This window comes from Verrucomicrobiia bacterium, assembly GCA_036268055.1.
Taxonomy (GTDB): domain Bacteria; phylum Verrucomicrobiota; class Verrucomicrobiia; order Limisphaerales; family Pedosphaeraceae; genus DATAUW01.
Window position 1 is genome coordinate 122,605 of the sequence record DATAUW010000009.1, and the last position, 20,643, is coordinate 143,247.

Here is a 20,643-nt window from a genome sequence, read left to right on the forward strand (position 1 = left end):
TTGCAAACCTGCGCGAGTGGGCAACGCAAATTGCGAATCACCTAAAAAAAATATCCGCACTTATCCGCACTTTTGCGCTCGGACGCGCTCGACGATTCACAAACATCGCAGAGTTCGTTCAAAACCATCTCCAAATCACTCAATTTACAAAGAGCGGCATCCATCCTAGCACAGTTCCCGGGAAAAATCTAATCTGCCACTTCATCACCTGCGGCAGCGTGCAGCGCCCATCCATTACATTCTTCGCAACTTTTTATACTTCACAGATTTCAACATTTGAACCATCGTGCTACCAACAAAGGCTGATTATGGGTTTAATTGATTATCTCAAAACACAATTCCTCGAAATCATCGAGTGGCAGGACGATTCCCGCGACACCATCTCCTTCCGCTATCCCGACCTGGACAAGGAAATCAAGAACGGCGCGCAACTCATCGTCCGCGAGTCGCAAGTCGCACAATTCGTGTATCTCGGCCAGTTCGGCGATTCCTTTGGCCCGGGCAAGCACACGCTGACCACCGATAACATCCCCATTCTCTCCACGCTCAAAGGCTGGAAGTATGGCCTCCACTCGCCGTTCAAAGCCGACGTCTATTTCGTCAATACGCGCCTCTTCACCGGCAACAAATGGGGAACCGCCAATCCCATCATGATGCGCGATCCCGATTTCGGCATCGTTCGCGCGCGCGCCTACGGCACATTTGATTTTCATGTCACCGATGTGAAGCTGTTCCTCAAGGAAGTCGCCGGCACGGATGACCATTTCCGTCTCGATGAATTTGCCGACACCATGCGCTCGCGCATCGTCAGCGTCTTCACCGACGCAATGGCTTCCGCCAAGGTTCCCGTACTCGACCTCGCTTCCCGCTACACTGAACTCGGCGCCGCCCTGCTCCCGCTCATTAATCCCGCCGTGATGAGCAAATACGGGATCGAGATTCCCAGCTTCATTGTTGAGAACGTCTCCGTGCCGCCCGAAGTCGAACAAGCGATTGACAAACGCAGCAGCATGGCCGCCATCGGCAACCTCAACGACTACGTCAAATATCAAATGGCCGAAGGCATGGGCAAAGGTGGCGAAGGTGGTAACCTCGCCGGAACCGCCGCCAGCCTCGGTGCCGGTCTCGCGATGGGCAATCAAATGGTCTCCGCCCTGAACACCCCACAAACCACACCGCCCGCTGGCGGCGCAGGCGCTGTTCCACCGGTTATTTCAGCAGGCGGTGGCACACCGGAATTGCTTGGCACCTCCGATGTCGCACGCATCCTCGGCGTGAGCGAAGGCGATGTGATCGCCACCCTCGAAAAAGGCGACATCAAAGGCAAAAAAATCGGCGCAACCTGGCGCGTGACAAAGTCCGCATTGGACGAGTTTTTGAAGTCGTAATTTCAATTTTCTGACGCTGAGGAATTTGAAGGCGACGATAAAATTCTGCGTTGCATTGATCGCATTGACAATTATTAATACTGCGATTTGGCAGGAACTGGTGGATGGCAGACTTTATGACTGCACCGATGCCTTTGGCTTCGATTATTGGCAACCGGGAGATTGGATCCATAATCCTGTTTCTGTCGTCGGATTGTCAGTCATCGCTCCATGAGTGAGCCTGATATTATCAAAGAGGGATGGGCGATGAATGATTTGTGGATTCTATGGGAATCGTTTATCGCAATCTCGGTGGTCATTAGTGGAGGATTAGTGTTAGTGCGTTGGCCAATTCCGAAGGCTTGGACCACCGCGAGAGTTCATCGGGCTGTTAGTGGCTAAAAAATATAGTTCGACCAGACCGCGAATTTCCTTCCTTAATAAATCGAACCCGATGTTCGACTGGCGTTATGTTAATTTAGAAAATCGGATGAGACTATCTATCCTTTAAATTATTGTTGTGACAATAGCTGTTTTCATAATCTTGGCCTTCACTTTCGCAATGGCGATCGGTTTTGGCTGGGGTGTAATATTTGCCTCGCGCAGAAATTTCAAGCAGTTCGGCTTAAAGCCCACATCACTTTTTTCTGGGGTTGGAGGTCTGTGTTTGATCGCGACATTTGTATGGGGATTGTATGTTCTACACTTCGTAAGCGTCGCTAAACATGCTGAAGGCACCGTAGTCGCGCTTGAGCGGCATGATTCCCAAGATGGATCGCCCACTTACGCCCCTACGTTTCGATTTCGCGATCTGAACGCGGTTGAATATACGATCTCATCTTCAGCAGGCCAGTCGCCACCCGAATTCTCTGTTGGGCAGAAGGTGGATGTTCTTTATCTTTCATCCAATCCGCGACACGCCACCATCAACAATTATATGCAACTATGGGGCGGTCCGACGATTTTCTTCGTCTTAGGTTTCATATTCTCATTGGCGGGAATCGGCGCATTTTATTGGCCGAGGATTCATGACCGGTTCACTAAACAAAAAGTTGTTTCACCCATTCAATCGAATGTCTGAAGCCATAGCCCAAAAAAAATTCTCCTGCCCCGCTTGCGGTGGCGAGGCGCAATGGAATCCCGCCAAAAAAGCGCTTGTCTGCCCGTTCTGCGGCACGCTTTCGCCCGCGCAAGCGGAACTCACATCTGCCGGCACGGAGCAAATCGTCGAGCATGATCTCGTCGCGGCCTTGCGCGGCATTCCCGATGAACAACGCGGCTGGCAAGCGAAGAAAATTTCCGTCAAGTGTCAGAGTTGCCAGGCTATTTCTGTGTTCGATCCCGAACGTGTCAGCCAGCGTTGCGATTTTTGCGGATCAACCGCCTTGGTGCCGTACGAAGAAATCAAGGAGGCGTTTCGTCCCGAGAGTTTGCTTCCAATGAAGCTTAGCGAGAATCAGGTGCGCGATGCCATCCGCAGATGGTATGGCAACCGTTGGTTCGTGCCGAACAAACTCAAGCACGCCGCGCTCACCGATACCGTCAAGGGCCTTTACATCCCCTACTGGACTTTCGACGCCCAAGTTCACGCCGAGTGGACCGCCGAGAGCGGCTATTATTATTACACCACGGAAACTTACACCGACAACAATGGCAACACGCAAACCCGCCAGGTGCAGCACATCCGTTGGGAAGCCAGCGCCGGCGCCGTGGACCATTTTTTTGATGACGAACTTGTGCCCGCTTCCCGCGGCGTGCAGCCGGCCATGCTTCGCCGCGTCGAACCTTTTCCCACCACTCAGGAACTTGTCGCCTACAATTCCGGTTATCTTTCCGGTTGGGTGGTCGAGCGCTACCAGATTGACCTCATCGCCGCCGCCCAGCAGGCACGCCAGGAAATGGACGCTGAGATGACCCGCCTTTGCGCCGCCGAAGTTCCCGGCGACACGCATCGTGACCTGCAAGTTGAAACCGATTATTCGGGCCAAACTTTTAAGCACGTTCTCGTGCCTATTTGGCTGCTCGCCTACAATTATGGCGCGACAAATTACCAGGTCGTCATCAATGGCTACACCGGTGCGATGTGCGGAAAATATCCGAAGAGCTGGGTGAAAATCATGTTCGCAGTTTTAGGAGGCATGGCATTGGTTGGACTCGCGCTCCTCATCGCAACCCATCACTGAGAATCAGCGCGGAACCAATTTCACCACGACCGCACTTGCCGGCGGCAACATCACCGAAAACTCACCGTCGCTCGAAGGCTTTAAATATTTCCAATCGCCGCTCCATGATCCATCGTCCTTGATCATCGCGCCGCCAATCGTCACGCCCGTAGTCGCTCCCACATCTCCATTCGACGATTTCAAATAGATAACCTGCGCGCTTCCAAAAACGCCGCTCTTGCCGATGGACACCTCCGCCGCCAATGCTCCCCTGCCGTGTTCTTTGTTGAGGATTGTCAAACAGACAACGCCATCATTCGCCATGCTCGCATAAGCAGTGAGATTTATTTCACCCGCATTGGTGTGAACCTCAACCGGCAGCATCTTTCCATGCCCGCCGAAATCGAACATCTTGATTCCGTAACCAATCGGATGAACCAAATATCCGCCCGCCGAGGTAGTGAAACTTGCGTAACCGGGACTGCCCATTCCCTTCCCTATCGCCACCCGGTCGCCCGTGTGAAAATTGATTCCCTCGGCGCCATGTTGCGCCCACCAATACATATAATCCAAACTCCACAATGCCGAAGCCAGCGTATCACTCACTCCTCGCGCGCCGCCGTTATAAAAACTATTCGCCTCCTCAATCCGAATCGCCAGCCCATTCGAGATGACCGTCGGTGCATACGATAGGTAAGCTTTTTCATAATTTTTAAGGAGTTGTGGCGATAAAAGCCGGTCTTGCGCCGCGATCAAGTTCGTTGCCTTGCCTGCCGCGCCGCCGGGATATTCATGCTGTGTGGCAGCTACTACCTTGTCGGTATGTCCAAAATCTTCAGCGAAATTAACTGCCCACGACCTCCGCGCTGCTGTCGCACTCGGCCCGCAAAATTTCGCATCCGGCGCGGCGTCCGGAGCCGTGATCGCTGCCATGTAATTCTTCCACTCCTCGCGATAAACCGGATACTCCTTCGCATAAACATTCGGTTCGTTGCCGATTTCAAAACAGGCGAGATTCGCCTTATATCGGCCCATGATATACTTCGCTAGCTGCCCCTCGCGTTTGGGATCACCGTTATTAAGTCGGAATGTATAAATAACCTTCACCCCGGCCGCTTCGGCAAAAGCAAATAAGCTATCAATATCAGCCTCGCCTGGAACCCCTATTGTCGCCCGGTCTGCCGTGTTCCCACCCACGCGCAAATTTTTAATCCCCAGCGTCTGAAAAAGTTTTACCAGCGGCTTGTTCGACGCCCGGAAATAATATTCCCCGTTTGTCATCGGCAGTTCCATCTGCGTTTCAAAACTCAACCCACTGAACCACGGCGAAATCGCCGCGCCTGTCCGATTGGTATCAAACGTAATCGTCACCGGTGTTTGACCCGAACAGCGCCACGCTGTGACGCACAACAACCAAGTCACAAGTATAAATAGTTTTTGTTTCAAAATAATTTCCTCATTCTGGCGTCAAGTTAGGATCGGCAGCCCGGGGAATCAAAAGATTCGCGCGGCTGTTCGGTTCGACCGGCGGCATCTTCGCGAGCAACTCCGCATAATGTGAATGCGGAAACTTATGCGCCGCCAGCCGCACAAGCGAATATAAGCTCTGCCGCGAAACGCCTCCGAGTTGTTCATCCGGCCACTTCTTATCTTCAAAAGAAAAGCCGATAAGATAATCCAGCGCCTTGCGAATGCTGCGCCCGTCCACCGTCTGGTAATTCCATAGATCCACCTTCACATTTTCCCCGAGCGCCGCCAGCGACATCAAACCGCTGAGATTCATGACGCTGTAAGTCCAACTTCGCGTGCGGGCAAGTTCCAGCGGCTGCCGGCCATCCGGCTCGATCTGCGAAGGAATGCATTTGTCCCGATCATTCCGCAAAATGTTCCGCGCCAAATCTTTTTCACCGATGAACAAGGCAAAAGACGAAGTCTGCACGTCGTAATAAGTTCCATGATTGTTCTTCGCCTTTCCTTCAGTGCGCCCAATTTTGCTCTCGCGCATCCATTTCAAAAATTGCGTGAACCATTTCTTGATCTCCGCCCGGTCGCGTTCCGTCAGCGCCGGTGAATCCTCCAGCAGTCCGATGCCATCCACCACGCGCGTCAGCCCCCGCGTTTCAATCAAGCCGCTGCCCCTCCCGCTGTTCACGCCGGGCACCGACTGGCCGTATTCAAGATTCGGATTCATGCGCGTGGCTGGATTAATAAACCATACGCGCAACAATTCCACCGCCTTCGCCGCGTAATCTTCCTTGCCGGTAAAATAATAGGCCAGCGACAGCGTCTCCACGCTCGATTCCAATTCGTCGAGTGTTTGATGATCGGAAGAATTTCGCGCCGGGTTGCGTTCCCCATCGCGACGAATGTAGGGAAAACCGTTGGTCGTATCAGGATTCGGCCAAAAATACGGCGCCTCGCTCATGTAGTCGTGCTTGTCGCCGCTGGGCGGCACATCCTTTTTATTCACCACGCTAAACGGCCCGGCGGACATCGCCTTTTTCGCATCACGCTCGAGTTCTTTAAGCGCCGGCTGAAGATTCGTGTCGCCATCGCGCAACCGCTGGCGGGTCGCCTGGATTTGTTGCGCATCCATGATAAAAACGCGCGGGAGCGATGTCGCATTTCCAATCGTCTTCGAGTTCGCCGCAGTCGAGATAAATGGAATCAACGAGAACCAGACGCACCAGACTGCAAATGAAAAAAATTGCTTCATCAAATCAATATTCCACGGCAATTCGTTTCTGATACACGACTCAAATTCGATTGTCAGTTATATTCATTACAAATCAGCGTTCGTTCCGCTGCTCTTTTCGCTTATTCAAGCTCGCTAATATTTTCGCAATCGGCTAAACCGCTCGCATCGCTCAATCAACATGAAAATTAAACTGATCTGGCTCTGCGTCTTCATCGCGCTCAGTGCGAACTCAATTTTCGCGGCCGACGCCACAAATAAAATCAAAGTGCTCCTCATCACGGGCGGCCATCCTTTCGAGCAGGAGCAATTTTTTAAAGTCTTCAAAGACAATCCCGAGATCACCGTCACCATCGCGGAAAACTCGCGCACCAACGCGCCCGCTTACGAGCGCCGGGATATTTTGACTTACAATACGGTTGTCCTCTACGACATGCCGAACGAGATCACGGACAAGCAGAAAGCTGGTTTTCTTTCGCTGTTCAAACGCGGCGTCGGGTTGGTCGTATTGCATCACGCCCTGGTCAGCTATCAGCATTGGCCTGATTACGAACGAATCATCGGCGGGCACTATCCTGAAAGCGATGGCAAAAGTGGTGTTGTAACCACCGACGTCGGTTTTAAACATGGCGTCGAAGTGCCCATCGTCATCGTGGCGAAAGACCATCCGATCACCGAGGGCATGTCCGATTTCACCATCCTTGACGAAATTTATTGGGGCTTCCACGTCGGCGCAGATGTCACACCGTTGATCACCACGACCTTGCCCAAAAGTGGAAAGCCGCTGGGCTGGTATCGCACTGAAGGCAAATCGCGCATCGTCTATCTCCAACTCGGCCACGATCACACGGCCTATGACAACCCCAACTATCGCCAGCTTGTCGCTCGCAGCATCCGTTGGGTGTCGCGAAAATGACATAACGCGGTTACACGGTGGGGCTGTTCAATCCTGGGAACGCGCTCGCCTGCGAGACCACGGCATTTGAAACGGCAACTCTGTCCTGATTCCCAAACCAGGTTTGCGTCCGCATATAAGTCAACGCCTCGCGCAAATCCGGCAAATACGCGTGCCACATTTTTTCCCACTCCAGCGAAACCGCTCCTTGGAAATTTTCGCGCCGAAGCAAAGCCATGATCTCCGCGATGGGAACCTGCCCCGCGCCCGGAAGCACGTAAGTAAACGCGTGCCGCTCGGATGGCTGGTCTATGCTGTCTTTGAAATGCACATGCTTCACCAGAGCGCACAGCATCAGCCACGATTGCGCCGGTGATTCATTCGCCAGCCGCCAGGTATGATGCGAATCCCAGATGACGCCCAGCGGCTCATCCAACCCGGCGGACAATCGCACGCAGGGCGGCGAACTCGAAAACGCATCGTGAGTTTCTAGTAGGATTTCGGTGCGCCAATTTTGCTTCCGCTTTTCTTCCCGCCACCAATTTACATTGCCCGCCGCCTCGGCATAATCCGCTTCGATCAATGGCTTCCCAAACGTGCCTCCGCCAAAAACTCGCACGTAAGGTATGTTCCATTTTTCCGCCCAATCGCAGAACGACAAGAACATCGCCCGATCCAATTTCGACGCGCCAATCAATTTGAAATCCGAACCCGCAACGACAATACGCCCGCGAAATGTCTTGAGCAACCGGTTCGCCGCTTCCGGCGATAACTTTTCCTCCTCGGCATAGCGCGGAAAATCCGTCCGCCTTTCGAGCGCGCGCACTTCAATTTCACTGACGCCGAACTCCGCCGCCAGCCTCGCCACTTGAGGCAATGAAAGTTCAGGGCAACCCAGCGTCGAGAATCCCCAACGCAGGTCACCGCCTTCACGTGGAACGATCATACACCTCCAAATTGACGACTGCCTCCATCGGCTTGCCTCGCAAATATGCCTCCAGATTTTTGAGCGCGAGTTTTCCGGAATCGCAACGACGTTCTTTGGTGGGACCGCCCAAATGCGGCATGAGCGTCACATTCGCAAGACCGCGCAAGGCCGAATCCTGCGCCAACGGCTCCGATTCAAAAACATCCAGGGCGATCTGCAATTTGCCTTCGCGCGCGACCTTGAGCAGCGCGCCTTCATCCACCAATTCTCCGCGCCCCATGTTCACGAACACTCCCCCAGCCGGAATCTTGCGCAGCAACGCTTCGGTTACGATGTGATGATTCTCCGGGATCGCCGCAGCCAATTCGATGACAACATCTGACGTCGCAAAAAGTTCTTCCAGGCAATGAACGCGTTCAACCCCGCAATCCGAAAATAGATGATCCGGCACATGTGGAGAAAATGATCGAATAGTTTGCGTAAACGGGCGCAGCATTGACGCCAGCACCTGACTAATGGCACCGAATCCGTGAATGCCCACCCGCCGTCCGAGCAAACTATGAGTAACGGTTTCATTGTTTTTCCATGCGCCCTCGCGGTGCATCGCAACGCTCCAAGAAGAAGCTCGCCGCAACGCCATCAGGATCAGCATCAACGTGCCTTCGGCGACCGTCGCGCTGATGGAACTTCCCCAATTTGTCACTAGCAATCCGCGCGTGATCAATTCCCGGGGCACGAGTTTTCGGACCGTCCCGGCAGTATGGCAAACATAGCGCAATCCGCCCGGCTGCCCCACGCGCAAATCGCCGAGTAACGGCGGCGTCTTCCAGCCTGAAATCAAAATATCCGGCGGTGATTCGCGCCACAGCCGGTTCCAATCCTCCGGCTGCGACGGTGGCATGACGAGACGCGTTGGACGGGAAAGTAATCCCTGCAAATCCTCCCAGAGATGTCCGGGAAAGAAATCTTCGACCTCCATTTCAGTCAAGGCAATGATGGATCGTGGGCTCGACACGCTACACTTATAATTATTAATAACGCATTCGTTGACAAGCTAAAAACACTATTATTAATGATTTCTTCCGGCAATTAGCCAGAACTTGCCTTTTAGACCGGCATTCCAAGCACCTCCGATCGCATAATGAGTGAGTATGTTATACCATGGCGGGCGGCTGCCCTTCGCTCGGCAATTCTTTGCTTCCAGATGCGTGGCTGATTGGTTATTAGTAGGAACAATGAAAAACCGCAGCATCTCGCAACAGCGCATTGCCAGTGATTTGGGCGTTTCCCAGGCGCTCGTTTCACTCGTGCTGAACGGCAAACGCGAAAACATCAGCGAAGAATCCTACAAGCGCATCTGGGATTACGCGATCAAGATGGGTTACCGCCCCAAAGGCATGCAGATGGGTGAGAATTCCACCGGCGTGGCGAGCGTGGGATTTATCTTGCGCGCCGGACTGCGGCTTTATACTCAATCCAATTTTTTCAGCCACGTGCAACACGGCTTGCACACCGCTTTGCAGGAACGCGGACTCAATACCGTCTATCTCGGCGCGGAGGACGATCTCGATGAGGCCGCGCTCAAACGAAAACTTCGTCGCGGCGATCTCTATGGCGTCGTCGTCCTCGGCCAGGTTGATTTGCGGTTCTTGAACACGATCAAAAAAACCCACCAGCGCGTTGTGAGTGTTTCGGCGAGCTATCCCGGCCTTTGCCAATCAGTTTTGCCGAACGAGGCGCAATCAGCGGAATTGATCGTCTCGCACCTCGCGGATTTGGGCCATAAACATTTCGCGTGGCTGGGCGGCAATAAATTATTGAAGCAAAATCTGGCGCGCCGCACCGCCCTCGAAGATGCGCTTCGCTTGCGCGGCTTGACGCTTGCGCCCGAGAATACTTTCGATGTCACCGGCGGCGATCGCGTGGATGGGCGCAAAGCCGCCGCCGCCATTTTAGAACGCAAGCAGCGCAAAAATTTCCCGACCGCCTGGGTTTCACTCAATGCTCTGATGGCCCGCGGCGCGATTAATTTTCTCACGCGCGAAGGCTGGCGCATCCCGGAGCAACTGAGCATCGTTGCCGTGGATGCCACCCGCGTGTGCGTTGAAGAACATCCCGAAATCACCGGCGCGAATGCCGACTCCGAAAAAATGGGCATGAAAGCGGCGGAACTTTTGTTGCAGATGACCGGCACGCAGGACGAAAGCCTGGCCGATGTCATCATGCCCTCGCGCCTTACCGTTCGCGAGTCATCCGGCAAAGCGCCTTGACCGGTTCGCAGTCGCGACGCCGCCGCAAATTAAAACTGCGATTATGCTTTCGCGCTACGATTACGCCGTCATCGCATTTTACTTTCTATTCATGCTGGTGATCGGATGGGTCTGCCGGCGGTTCATCTCCAACACCAGCGATTATTTTCGCGGCGGCGGCAAGGTCCTGTGGTGGATGGTTGGCAGTTCGGCCTTCATGCTTTCGTTCAGCGCCTGGACCTTCACCGGCGCGGCGAGCAAGGCTTACCAGGATGGCTTCATCATCGTGACGATCTATGTCGGCAACGCCATCGGTTTTCTTTTTAACTATCTCGTTTTTGCCGCGAGATTTCGGCAAATGCGCGTGATCACGGCGATGCAAGCCGTCCGCAAGCGATTCGGCCCCGCTAACGAACAGTTTTTTACCTGGCTGCAAATTCCACTGGGCATTCTTTACGCCGGGATTTGGTTGATGGGCTTATCGGTTTTTATTTCCGCCGTATTTAATCAAAGTCTTGCGGCGACGATTGCTGTCACCGGTGTCGTCGTATTAATTATCGCAGTGCTTGGCGGCTCGTGGGCAGTGGTCGCGGGAGATTTCATCCAAATGTTAATCCTGATGCCCGTCACAATCATCGCGGCCGTTTTTGCCATCGCACAAGTTGGTGGTGTCGGCGCCTTCTTTCAAAAATTGCCACGTCATCATCTGATGATCACCGAGGGCGCGCGCAGTGAGATTCTTTATCTTTGGATCATCGCGATTCTTATCAAGCAATTCATTGTGACAAATACCCTCCTGGAATCTTCCCGCTATCTCAGCGTGAAAGATACCCGCAACGCCCGCATGGCGGCGCTGCTTGGGACGGCGCTGTTTCTGATCGGCCCGCTCGTGTGGTTCATTCCGCCGATGGTCGCCGCCATCACGCATCCCGATTTGCACGCCATGTTTCCGCGTCTGCCCAATCCCTCGGAGGGTTCCTACATCGCCGCCTGTTTCGACTTTATGCCCGCCGGCATGATCGGTTTGCTTATCAGCGGAATTTTCGCGGCCACAATGTCGGCGATGGATGGCGGCCTGAATCGCAATGCCGGTTTTTTTGTTAAAAACTTTTATCAGATCGTCCTGCGCCCGGACGCGAAAGAAACCGAATTGCTTTTCGCCGCAAAAATCACGACCGCGGTTTTTGGTGTTCTAGTTATCTTTGCAGCGTCGGCATTCAGCAATTTGCAAGGCACAAATCTTTTTAGTTTGATGCAAAATTTTGGCGGCTGGGTGGCGATCCCTTATTCGATGCCGCTGGTCTGGGGAATATTAATCAAACGCGCGCCTTCGTGGGCGGGTTGGAGCACAGTCCTGATTGGGTTTTCCACATCGCTGGCCGGCCAATATTTTTTCAATGCGGATTGGGTGCAGCATACGTTTCATTGGAGCGCACTTACTAAGCGCGAAACCAGTGACTGGTCTTACTTGATTGGCGCGCTGCTAAATGTGCTCGTCTGTTCGATTTGGTTTTTGGGCAGTTGCGCCTTCGCAAAGTCCCGTCCGGTTGAAGAACAAAAACGCGTCGAAGAATTTTTTATCACGATGAAGACGCCCGTTCACTTTGAGCAGGAAGGCGGCGTGGCCAGTGACCGGCAGCAATGTCGCACGCTGGGCATGCTCTGTTTGATTTATGGAAGCTTTCTTGCGTTGATGCTCGCAATTCCGAATTCGCTGGCTGGACGCCTGGGCATCGCCTTCTGCGTCGCGTGCATGCTGGTTCCGGGAGGAATCCTCTATTTTAATTCCGCGAAGCAAACAGCTTTGAATGCCGCAGAGGCATCCAAATAAAAAAGCGCAGGGAACTCGATTGCTTCGTGAAATTCCCCGCGCCTTATAATCTTTGTTGGACTATTTTTTATCCGATGCAGCAGCCAGTTCACCCTTCACATTCACGCAAACGACCGAGGCGATGGCATCCGGCGCATGATCGGGTAGATCAATGCTCACACCATTTTCAGTTTGCTGAAAATGCAGGCGATGAGATGGATCGGCAAGCAGATACGCTTTGCTGACCTTGCCTTTGATCGCGGGCAGATCGAAGTGACCCGCGGGCCATTTGAAGATTTCCACGTAGAGTTTGCCGGGATGGTTGAAAAGAATGCCATGCTTGCCCGGCTTCGTAGTGCAACGCCAATCCCAAGCTGATTCAAATTTCGGATTGCCCTTGGCATCTTTGTCCGTTGCGCTAAACGTGCCCGCTTCCGCTCCAAAGATTGTCGGGCTGGTCCCGTAAATGGCGGAGCCATTGACCCGCATCCATGCGCCGATTTCTTTTAGGCGCTCTACCGACGGCGCGGGAATTTCGCCTTCGCTGGTCGGGCCGACGTTCAACAAATAATTCCCGCCCTTGCTGGCGATGTCGCACAAATTACGCAGCAGCGTCTCCGTGGATTTCCATTTGTCATCGTCGCGCTTGAAGCCCCACGTGTCATTCATTGTCATGCAGGTTTCCCAATCGCGGCCGGGGTAACCCTGTGGCGGAATGCGTTGCTCGGGAGTTTCGGTGTCGCCCTTGAAACCACCGCCCAGGCGATTATTCATGATGATATTCGGACGCAGTTGCTCGACGGTATCGTAAAGCTTTTGCGCGCGCTCTTTGTTCATGTCAATCGGCGTGTCCCACCAAAGCACCGCAGGAAACTTGCCGTAATTCGATAAAATCTCGCGCACCTGCGGCACGGCCACCTTGTCAATGTAATCGTCCATATCATGCTTCTGCGCGGGATCCCATTTACCGCCCGAAGCCGAACCGCCGTTATTCCAGTCCTGTGCCTGCGAATAATAAAACCCGAGTTTGATGCCTTCCCGGCGGCACGCCGCCGCAAGCTCTTTCAACGGATCGCGCTTGAACGGCGTCGCCTTCACGATGTTCCAATCGCTCGCCTTGGAATCGAACATGGCGAACCCGTCGTGATGTTTGCTGGTGATGACTATATACTTCTGACCGGCATCCTTTGCGATCTTCACCCATTTTTCAGCGTCGAATTTTTCAGGATCAAATTGTTTGGCGTATTCCTGGTATTCCGCCATTGGAATTTTCCCATGATTCATGATCCACTCGCCGATACCCTTGACCGGTTGATCGTGATAAAATCCGGCGGGCACAGAATAAACGCCCCAGTGAATGAACATGCCGAATTTCGCCTCGCGCCACCACTCCATGCGCGCGTCGCGTTGCGCCTTGGTTTCGACTTTATCAGTTTGCTGCGCGTGGGCGGGCAGGATCGCCATCGCCATCGAAAGCAGCAATGCCCCTGCAAATGGTTTGCCGAATTTGGATCGTTTCATGATTTTAAAGCTGGTCGCTACGATGTTGTTATTGGTGATTCGAGGCGATGCTACCTCTGCATGCACGCCGGGTTCAAGCCGCAGCTTCAAAGGAAAGGAAAATTCTAAAAATGATTTCAACACGATTCCCCTTCCCCCAATCAAACTGATTGCCGATAAAATTCGCCCATGAGCCCGGCGCCCATAATACTTTGGTTCCGCATTGATCTGCGCCTTGCGGATAATCCTGCATTATGCGCCGCGCTTTCGACCGGTGCTCCGGTCATTCCCGTTTTCATTTTTTCACCCGAGGAGGAAGCGCCATGGCAGCCGGGCGCGGCCTCACGCTGGTGGCTGCATCAATTACTTCTTGAACTGCAAACAAATTTGGAACGTGCCGGAGCAAAGCTAATCATTCGGCGCGGCCCAACGCTTGCGGCTTTACGAGAACTTATTGAACAAACCGGAGTCCGAACGATTTTCTGGAATCGCCGCTACGAACCCGCCATTATTTCTAGAGATAAAAAAATTCATGACGCCCTCGCGAGCACCGGAATAAAAGTAGAAAGTTTTAGTGCAGCTCTATTGCATGAGCCGGGCACGGTCTTGAATCAAAGCGGCAAACCTTTTCAAGTTTTCACCCCGTTCTGGCGTCATTGTTTGAAACTTTCCGATCCCGCCACACCATTGCCCGCGCCCAAAACTATCCACGCACCAAAAAAATGGCCCGCCACGCTCACCCTAAATGCTCTCGAACTTGAACCTAAAATTCCATGGGCCAAAGGCTTTCGCAACGAATGGACTCCCGGCGAAACCGGTGCACAATCTCAATTACAGAAATTCCTTCACGACGCTTTCCCCGATTATTCAACCGCGCGCAATCGCCCGGATCGCCGTGGCACGTCGCGCCTTTCGCCCCATCTTCATTTCGGCGAGATCAGCCCGCGTCAAGTCTGGCACGCAATCCGTCGTGATGCCGAAAAGAAATCATTGGCCGTCTCTGCATGGCGTGAGAGCCAATTTCTCACGGAACTCGGCTGGCGTGAGTTCGCGCATCAGCTTCTGATTCATTTTCCACAAGCTCCCACCAAACCTTTGCGTCCGAACTTTGCGAAATTCCCTTGGCGTGTGGATGCGGAATTTCTGCAAGCGTGGCAGCGCGGCAAAACCGGTTACCCCATCGTGGATGCCGGCATGCGCGAACTCTGGGCGACTGGCTGGATGCATAATCGAGTTCGCATGATTGCCGGCTCTTTTCTCGTGAAAGATTTATTACTCTCGTGGCAAGAGGGCGCGAACTGGTTTTGGGACACACTGGTGGATGCGGATCTCGCGCAAAACACTTTAGGCTGGCAATGGATTGCCGGTTGTGGAGCGGATGCCGCACCCTATTTTCGGATCTTCAACCCGATCACGCAGGGCGAGAAGTTTGACCCGCAAGGCGACTATGTTCGACGCTGGTGCCCGGAATTGACGCGATTGCCCGGCAAGTGGCTTCATCAACCGTGGCGCGCACCGGCAAAAATACTCTCGCAAGCAGGCGTCGAACTTGGCCGCGATTATCCTGAACCCATCGTCAGCCACGCAATCGCTCGCGAAGTCGCGCTTGCCGCTTTCGCCAAAATCAAAAACGGTTAATTGCTTCGCCCAGGAATATCGTGGTAAAAAACAGCATGGTCCGTTCGCTCGATCAAAAACTTGCCGCCATCCGCGCTGCGCCACAGACGACGCGCGAATTTATTCTCGCCGATGCCAAGGATGCCGACATGGCGTTTGGCGTTCGCGCGCCCGGCCGGCGTGAACATCTTTCCCGCGCAGGCGCGCACGCGGCGCAATTTTCTCCTGAAGTCTGGACGCGTGAAGAATTCGGTTATCGCAACCTGCCTGAATTTCTTGATCTCACGCGCGAAGTGGTTCAGCAAGGTCTGGTGGACATCGTGCTCATGTCCGCTTCGGTCAATGAACAACTCACCATCAAGGAAGGTTTGTTCAAGAATTCGCACGTGACGCCCGCCGCTCGCGCGAATGATACGACCGATGTTTGGGCCGTGCGCCACGGCAGTTATCTGAAAGAACCCGCGCAACCGTTTCGCACCGCGACGATTGATCACATTCAATGCGGCCAGGTCGAGTGCGAGCGCGATGGCGCCACCGATTTCCCCGGGGCAAATCTCGGCCTGTATTCCGTCACGTTTCTCAACGACCTTGAGCGCGATCGCCAGACCTTGCTCGCGTTCAAACAGTTTCGTGAAGAAGCGGAACGAAAAAAGTTTCGCTATTTTCTTGAAGTGTTTGATCCAAATGTGCCCAGCGGCATTCCAACGGAAAAGCTCGGCGAATTCATCAATGACAAAATTCTGCGCACGCTGGCAGGCGTGACCGAAGCGGGTCGCCCGTTGTTTCTGAAAATTGTTTATCACGGCCCGCGCGCGATGGAAGAACTCGCGCAATACGATCCCAATCTGATCGTTGGAATTCTTGGCGGCAGCGCGGGCACAACTTACGACGCCTTCAAACTTCTCCACGATGCGCAAAAATACGGTGCGCGCGTTGCACTTTACGGGCGCAAAATAAATAACGCCGAGCACCAGCTTGCATTTATCGAAATGCTTCGAGCGATCACGAGCGGACGCGTCACTCCCGAAGAAGCCGTCCATGCCTACCACGGAATTCTTCAGGCGAAAAAAATCAAGCCGCATCGCCCACTTGCCGAGGACATGGTGCTTACGGATCAGTCCATGAGTTACGACGGTACGTCAAAGCGCTCCACCGTCGCAATCCGTGAAAATCCGCTTGCACAACCTTCGATTGAAACTGCGACGACCGATTGGCCGAAGCTCCCCAATGGTTTTCCTGATTTCGGTAAAATGTCTTCCGCTCAGCGCCGCGCTTACGATGCCGACCGGCTTGCGAAAAAATTCGGTTAAAGAACGCTAGAGCAGCCGCGAGAATTCTTTCGGAGTCGGACTTTCAAATCGCATAGCCTTGCCACTGATGGGATGCCGAAACGCGAGAATTTTCGCATGCAAGGCTAATCGCCTTAGCGGATTCTCCTTCGCGTCATATTTGTTGTCGCCGACGATGCTGTGGCCGAGCGTTTGTGCATGCACCCGGATTTGGTTTTTACGGCCCGTTTCGAGTTGAAATTCAACGAGGGAATAACGCGCGCTCATCCGCTGCACATGATAATGAGTAATCGCTTTCTGTCCGTCATTCGGCGTTGGGCTTGAGCGCATGATGAGCGATTTACTTTCCGTCAGCCACGAAGTGATCGTGCCCTCCGCTTGCTCCACGCGCCCTTCCAAAACAGCGGCATAAGTACGCTCCAACACTGCCTCCTGCCAATCGTCCTGCAACGCTTTTTGCACCGGCTGATTTTTTGCGAACATCATCAATCCGGACGTTTCACGGTCAAGGCGGTGCACGACAAAGATTTTATTTCGGGGATCGGCCCGCTTCACATGGTCGCTCAGCAAGCTATACGCGGTTTTTTCCTTTTCCAACTCGGTTGCGATGGAAAGCAAACCCGCCCGTTTTTCAATTACGATCAAATCAGCGTCTTCAAAAACGATTTTGCAGTCGCGAGACGAACTTGTTCTGATGTCACCCATGCGCCCAATCTCGACTCGCTGCCCTCGCGCGAGCGGTTGATTGAACTGCGTGATCACCTCGCCGTCCACCAAAACCTGCCTCCGGCCCAGAAGTTCCTTAACGGATGTGCGGCTTCTCTCCGGCATTTTAGCCAGCAGGAATTTGAGCAATTCACTGTCCTCAGTTACGTCAAAAATATTCATGCTCTAATCCGCCAGCAAATCCTGAATCTCCTCCCAACTCAGAGCGCCAGCCAGATCGCCCTCGCCCAATACGCCCTCGATAAGCGCGCGTTTTCGCGCCTGAAGATTCAAAATCTTTTCCTCCACCGTGCCGCGCGTGATGAGCTTGTAACTTGTCACCACGCGCGTCTGGCCGATGCGATGCGCGCGGTCCGTCGCCTGCGCCTCCACCGCCGGGTTCCACCACGGGTCAAAATGAACGACGGTATCCGCGCCCGTCAGATTGAGGCCAACGCCACCAGCCTTCAAACTGATGAGAAAAACTGGGATACCGGCATCTCGTTGAAATTTCTCGACGACTTGCGCCCGATCTTTGGTCGCGCCGTCGAGATAACAAAATTGAATCCCCTGCTCCGTCAATTCTTCACGCAACAAACCCAACATGCTCGTGAATTGGCTAAATACCAGGACGCGATGCGAACCATCAATGACTTCTTCCAGCAATTCACCGAACAATTCAACTTTGCCCGACGACCCGGAAATTTTGGGCGCAGGCTGCGACGGCGGCTCAGGATCTTCACCGGCATTGGCCGGAAGTTTTAGCAATCGCAAGTCGCAACAAATCTGCCGCAGCCGCAGTAATGCCGTGAGCACAACCATGCGACTCTTTGGCAGGCCGTTGGCATTCACGGCGGTGAAGATTTCGCGACGACTGGCATCAAGAACTTGCTGGTAAATCGCGCGTTGTTCTTCATTCAACTCGCAGTAACTGACTTGCTCAATTTTTTCCGGCAAATCGCGGGCGACCTCGCGTTTGAGCCGCCGCAAAATAAACGGGCGCAATCGGCGCGCGAGACGTTCCTGCGCGGCGGTATTTTTATCACGAACAATCGCGATCTCATAGCGCTCGCGAAAATCCTTGGCGGCGCCAAGATAGCCGGGCATCAGAAAATCAAAGATAGACCACAGGTCTAACACGGAATTTTCCAGCGGCGTGCCGGTGAGCACCAGCCGATGCCGGGCGCGAATGGATTTCACCGCCTGCGCGTTTTGGGTTTGCCGATTTTTAATGTGCTGGGCCTCGTCGAGGACGACGGTATCGAATTCCAAATCACGATACCGGTCGGCATCGCGACGGAGCAAAGCATAACTCGTTACGATCAGATCGGCCTGTGAAATTTTTTGGAAGCTTTCATGCCGTTGCGTTCCGTGAAGCGCAAGCACACGCAACTGCGGCGTGAATTTCGCCGCTTCCGCCGCCCAATTAAAAACCAGCGAAGTCGGACATATCACCAGCGTTGGCGTGGTTTTGTCAGATGACTGATTTTTTCGCGCGCTGATCAATGCCAGCACCTGCAAGGTTTTCCCCAGGCCCATTTCGTCTGCCAAAATGCCACCGAAACCATTGACCCGCAGAAACGCCATCCACGCGATGCCTTCTTTCTGATACGGACGCAAGACGGATTCCAACGCGCCGAAATTGGGAGTCTCGGGTTTTACTTCGCCACGTTGCTGCGCGGCACGTTGCGACCAAGCCGCGGGCGCGCGCACCTGCCAGCTGGCCTGCTGGCGAAGCGTGGCGTCGAGAAAGCCCGCCTGCCAATTATCCAATCGGTAGCCGCCGGAATTTTGTTCCGGTGCGCAATCCAGCAAAACCTCCTGCAATTCCTCGACCGCTCCGGTGTCGAGCAAAGCGAATTTGCCGTTCTTCAATTTCGTGTGTCCCTGGCCCGACAGAAGCAACCGCTGAATGTCGGCCGGACCCAGCCGTTCGCCGCCACGAGTGTCGTAAGTGACATTAAGATTGAACCACTCTTCCCCGGAAGGCGTGATGTCAAAGCGCGGTTCGATGCGTTCCAGATTTTTTTCCGTGCTGCGCTCCAGCCGTTCTTCAAGCGTCACTTTCCACTCCTTTTCAAGCTTCGGAAATTCACGCGCAAAAAAATTCAACACCTGATTTTGTCCTTTGAGATGAAATAATCCCGCGGCATCGGGACCGGTAAAACCGGATTTGACAAGCCGTCTGACAGCGGCCTGTTCGGCTTCGAGATCACGGGTGCGATAATGAGCAGGCTTCGCGAGGTCGGGAAGCCAAAGTTCTTCGCCGGGCGCAAAAACCCCAGGCGTAACTTTTTTAACGCCGCAAGTGCATTCAAGTTTTCCTTCAAGCACCGCCAAACCACCGGCAAGGTGTAGCGAAAAAAATGGCTTGGCTGCTTCAAATGAAAAATCATTGAGCGTAAAATTGGCTTCTACTTCGCAAGCTGCCATGAGTTTTGGCCAATCCACATTGAGAAATTGCGGCAGGCGTGACCGCGAGATGCGCCATGGCCCGTCAAGCAATTCTTCAGCACCACTTGGAAGATTCATTGGGCGCAACGTGTCGCCATCTGTTACCCACGGTGGATTACCGCGAATCAATCCGACCGGTAATCCACCTTTGAGGCGCAGAACAATCTCTCCGTTGCTCTCCAAGTTGGCCGTGATCGCCAGCCGAAGTGGTTCCTGAAGTATTTCGATTTTTTTGGCGCGGCCCAGCGTCAATCGCTCGTGAGCGGCCAATTTTGGCAGGAGCGCGGCGAATTGAGATGCGTTTAGCATCAACATCGCTGGCGTGTCGCCTTCGTTCAGCGCTTCAAGAGCGTCGAGAATTATTTGATCATTAGAATCGAGCGCATAAGTGAGGTCCGTCGGCAATGCGTTTAACGGGACGCGTCCACGCGACCATTCGCCTTCGACGTATAACATCACTTTTCCACGGCCAAGGGCTTCGTTCAGATTGGGCGGTAGAATAAAATGCAGCTTTAACCATTCATCCACATCGTCCGGCGTAGCACGACGAATTGCTTTCGGTATTCGCTTTGAAGTAGAATGCTCGGGACTTTTTTTCTCCGCCGGCGCGGAAGTGATTATTTTTGCTTTGAGAAAGTGTAGACCGATGGCGATGGAGTGAGCACAAATCAACCCGCGTTGGCGCGAATCGCGGCAGGGGCAAAGATTCTCGGCGTCGGTCGAGCTTTTAATGATCAAGCCCGAGCGTAAAGTGCCAGTGCCCTCCTGCAACACGCCGCGCAACGTGGGCGGCTGCCATTCGGAACTGTGGACGCGGCCGGCGGACACGATGCCGCGAGCGGTTTTGACCGCCTCCCAGCCGCCGAGCTTTGCCAGCAAAGCATCCGATAATTCCACGTCACTCATGGTTTTTCATCATGCCCCAGAATTTAGCGAAGCCAAACAGAATTGCTTCAGCGTTTTTGATCGTGT

At 53.7% G+C, this 20,643-nt stretch carries 17 protein-coding genes; 10 read left to right on the plus strand and 7 right to left on the minus strand.

Annotation, left to right across the window (positions count from 1 at the left end; genetic code table 11):
• The first annotated feature begins 308 nt into the window (after positions 1–308).
• From VH413_03670 to VH413_03685, 4 genes are all read left to right on the plus strand, one after another.
• Positions 309–1,388, plus strand: coding sequence for an SPFH and helix-turn-helix domain-containing protein (locus VH413_03670; GenBank protein ID HEX3797775.1), 1,080 nt, complete (start codon positions 309–311; stop codon positions 1,386–1,388).
• Between the two features lie 55 nt (positions 1,389–1,443).
• Positions 1,444–1,602, plus strand: coding sequence for a hypothetical protein (locus VH413_03675; GenBank protein ID HEX3797776.1), 159 nt, complete (start codon positions 1,444–1,446; stop codon positions 1,600–1,602).
• Between the two features lie 285 nt (positions 1,603–1,887).
• A complete protein-coding gene (locus tag VH413_03680) occupies positions 1,888–2,448 on the plus strand; it encodes a DUF3592 domain-containing protein (GenBank protein ID HEX3797777.1) in 561 nt (186 codons plus the stop codon).
• Entirely contained in the window at positions 2,441–3,550 is a 1,110-nt protein-coding gene (locus tag VH413_03685) for a zinc ribbon domain-containing protein (protein HEX3797778.1), read from the plus strand. Before VH413_03680 ends, VH413_03685 begins: the two co-directional genes overlap by 8 nt.
• Before the next feature lie 3 nt (positions 3,551–3,553).
• Here VH413_03685 and VH413_03690 read toward each other — a convergent pair whose 3' ends face one another.
• Positions 3,554–4,975, minus strand: coding sequence for a hypothetical protein (locus VH413_03690; GenBank protein ID HEX3797779.1), 1,422 nt, complete (start codon positions 4,973–4,975; stop codon positions 3,554–3,556).
• Between the two features lie 10 nt (positions 4,976–4,985).
• Complete coding sequence (locus tag VH413_03695) at positions 4,986–6,245, minus strand: alginate lyase family protein (GenBank protein ID HEX3797780.1); 1,260 nt, start codon at positions 6,243–6,245, stop codon at positions 4,986–4,988.
• 160 nt (positions 6,246–6,405) lie between these two features.
• Here VH413_03695 and VH413_03700 point away from each other — a divergent pair, with 160 nt between their 5' ends.
• Positions 6,406–7,140 carry a ThuA domain-containing protein gene (locus tag VH413_03700; GenBank protein ID HEX3797781.1) on the plus strand — a complete coding sequence of 245 codons (735 nt, stop codon included), beginning with the start codon at positions 6,406–6,408 and terminating at the stop codon, positions 7,138–7,140.
• Between the two features lie 10 nt (positions 7,141–7,150).
• Here VH413_03700 and VH413_03705 read toward each other — a convergent pair whose 3' ends face one another.
• Positions 7,151–8,065, minus strand: coding sequence for a TIM barrel protein (locus VH413_03705; GenBank protein ID HEX3797782.1), 915 nt, complete (start codon positions 8,063–8,065; stop codon positions 7,151–7,153).
• On the minus strand, positions 8,049–9,062 hold the full coding sequence (locus tag VH413_03710; GenBank protein HEX3797783.1) for a hydroxyacid dehydrogenase: 1,014 nt from the start codon (positions 9,060–9,062) through the stop codon (positions 8,049–8,051). Before VH413_03710 ends, VH413_03705 begins: the two co-directional genes overlap by 17 nt.
• Positions 9,063–9,282: 220 nt before the next feature.
• Here VH413_03710 and VH413_03715 point away from each other — a divergent pair, with 220 nt between their 5' ends.
• Together VH413_03715 and VH413_03720 are read left to right on the plus strand one after the other, a co-directional pair.
• On the plus strand, positions 9,283–10,317 hold the full coding sequence (locus tag VH413_03715) for a LacI family DNA-binding transcriptional regulator (GenBank protein ID HEX3797784.1): 1,035 nt from the start codon (positions 9,283–9,285) through the stop codon (positions 10,315–10,317).
• Between the two features lie 43 nt (positions 10,318–10,360).
• Positions 10,361–12,127 carry a transporter gene (locus VH413_03720; GenBank protein ID HEX3797785.1) on the plus strand — a complete coding sequence of 589 codons (1,767 nt, stop codon included), beginning with the start codon at positions 10,361–10,363 and terminating at the stop codon, positions 12,125–12,127.
• A gap of 60 nt (positions 12,128–12,187) precedes the next feature.
• Here the strand turns inward: VH413_03720 and VH413_03725 are convergent, their stop codons facing one another.
• A complete protein-coding gene (locus VH413_03725; protein HEX3797786.1) occupies positions 12,188–13,627 on the minus strand; it encodes an alpha-L-fucosidase in 1,440 nt (479 codons plus the stop codon).
• Between VH413_03725 and VH413_03730 the strand changes: the two genes are divergently transcribed.
• The 3 genes from VH413_03730 to VH413_03740 are packed head-to-tail and all read left to right on the plus strand — an operon-like array spanning position 13,626 to position 16,533.
• A complete protein-coding gene (locus VH413_03730; protein HEX3797787.1) occupies positions 13,626–13,799 on the plus strand; it encodes a hypothetical protein in 174 nt (57 codons plus the stop codon). The genes VH413_03725 and VH413_03730 overlap by 2 nt on opposite strands.
• Complete coding sequence (locus VH413_03735) at positions 13,796–15,244, plus strand: deoxyribodipyrimidine photo-lyase (GenBank protein HEX3797788.1); 1,449 nt, start codon at positions 13,796–13,798, stop codon at positions 15,242–15,244. Before VH413_03730 ends, VH413_03735 begins: the two co-directional genes overlap by 4 nt.
• Before the next feature lie 20 nt (positions 15,245–15,264).
• Positions 15,265–16,533 carry a hypothetical protein gene (locus VH413_03740; protein HEX3797789.1) on the plus strand — a complete coding sequence of 423 codons (1,269 nt, stop codon included), beginning with the start codon at positions 15,265–15,267 and terminating at the stop codon, positions 16,531–16,533.
• 6 nt (positions 16,534–16,539) lie between these two features.
• On the opposite strand, the gene VH413_03745 is transcribed toward VH413_03740, so the two are convergent.
• Positions 16,540–17,400 carry an RluA family pseudouridine synthase gene (locus tag VH413_03745; GenBank protein ID HEX3797790.1) on the minus strand — a complete coding sequence of 287 codons (861 nt, stop codon included), beginning with the start codon at positions 17,398–17,400 and terminating at the stop codon, positions 16,540–16,542.
• A 3-nt stretch (positions 17,401–17,403) separates the two neighbouring features.
• Positions 17,404–20,577: an SNF2-related protein gene (locus tag VH413_03750; GenBank protein ID HEX3797791.1), complete on the minus strand. Its 3,174-nt coding sequence runs from the start codon at positions 20,575–20,577 to the stop codon at positions 17,404–17,406.
• Positions 20,578–20,643 lie beyond the last annotated feature (66 nt).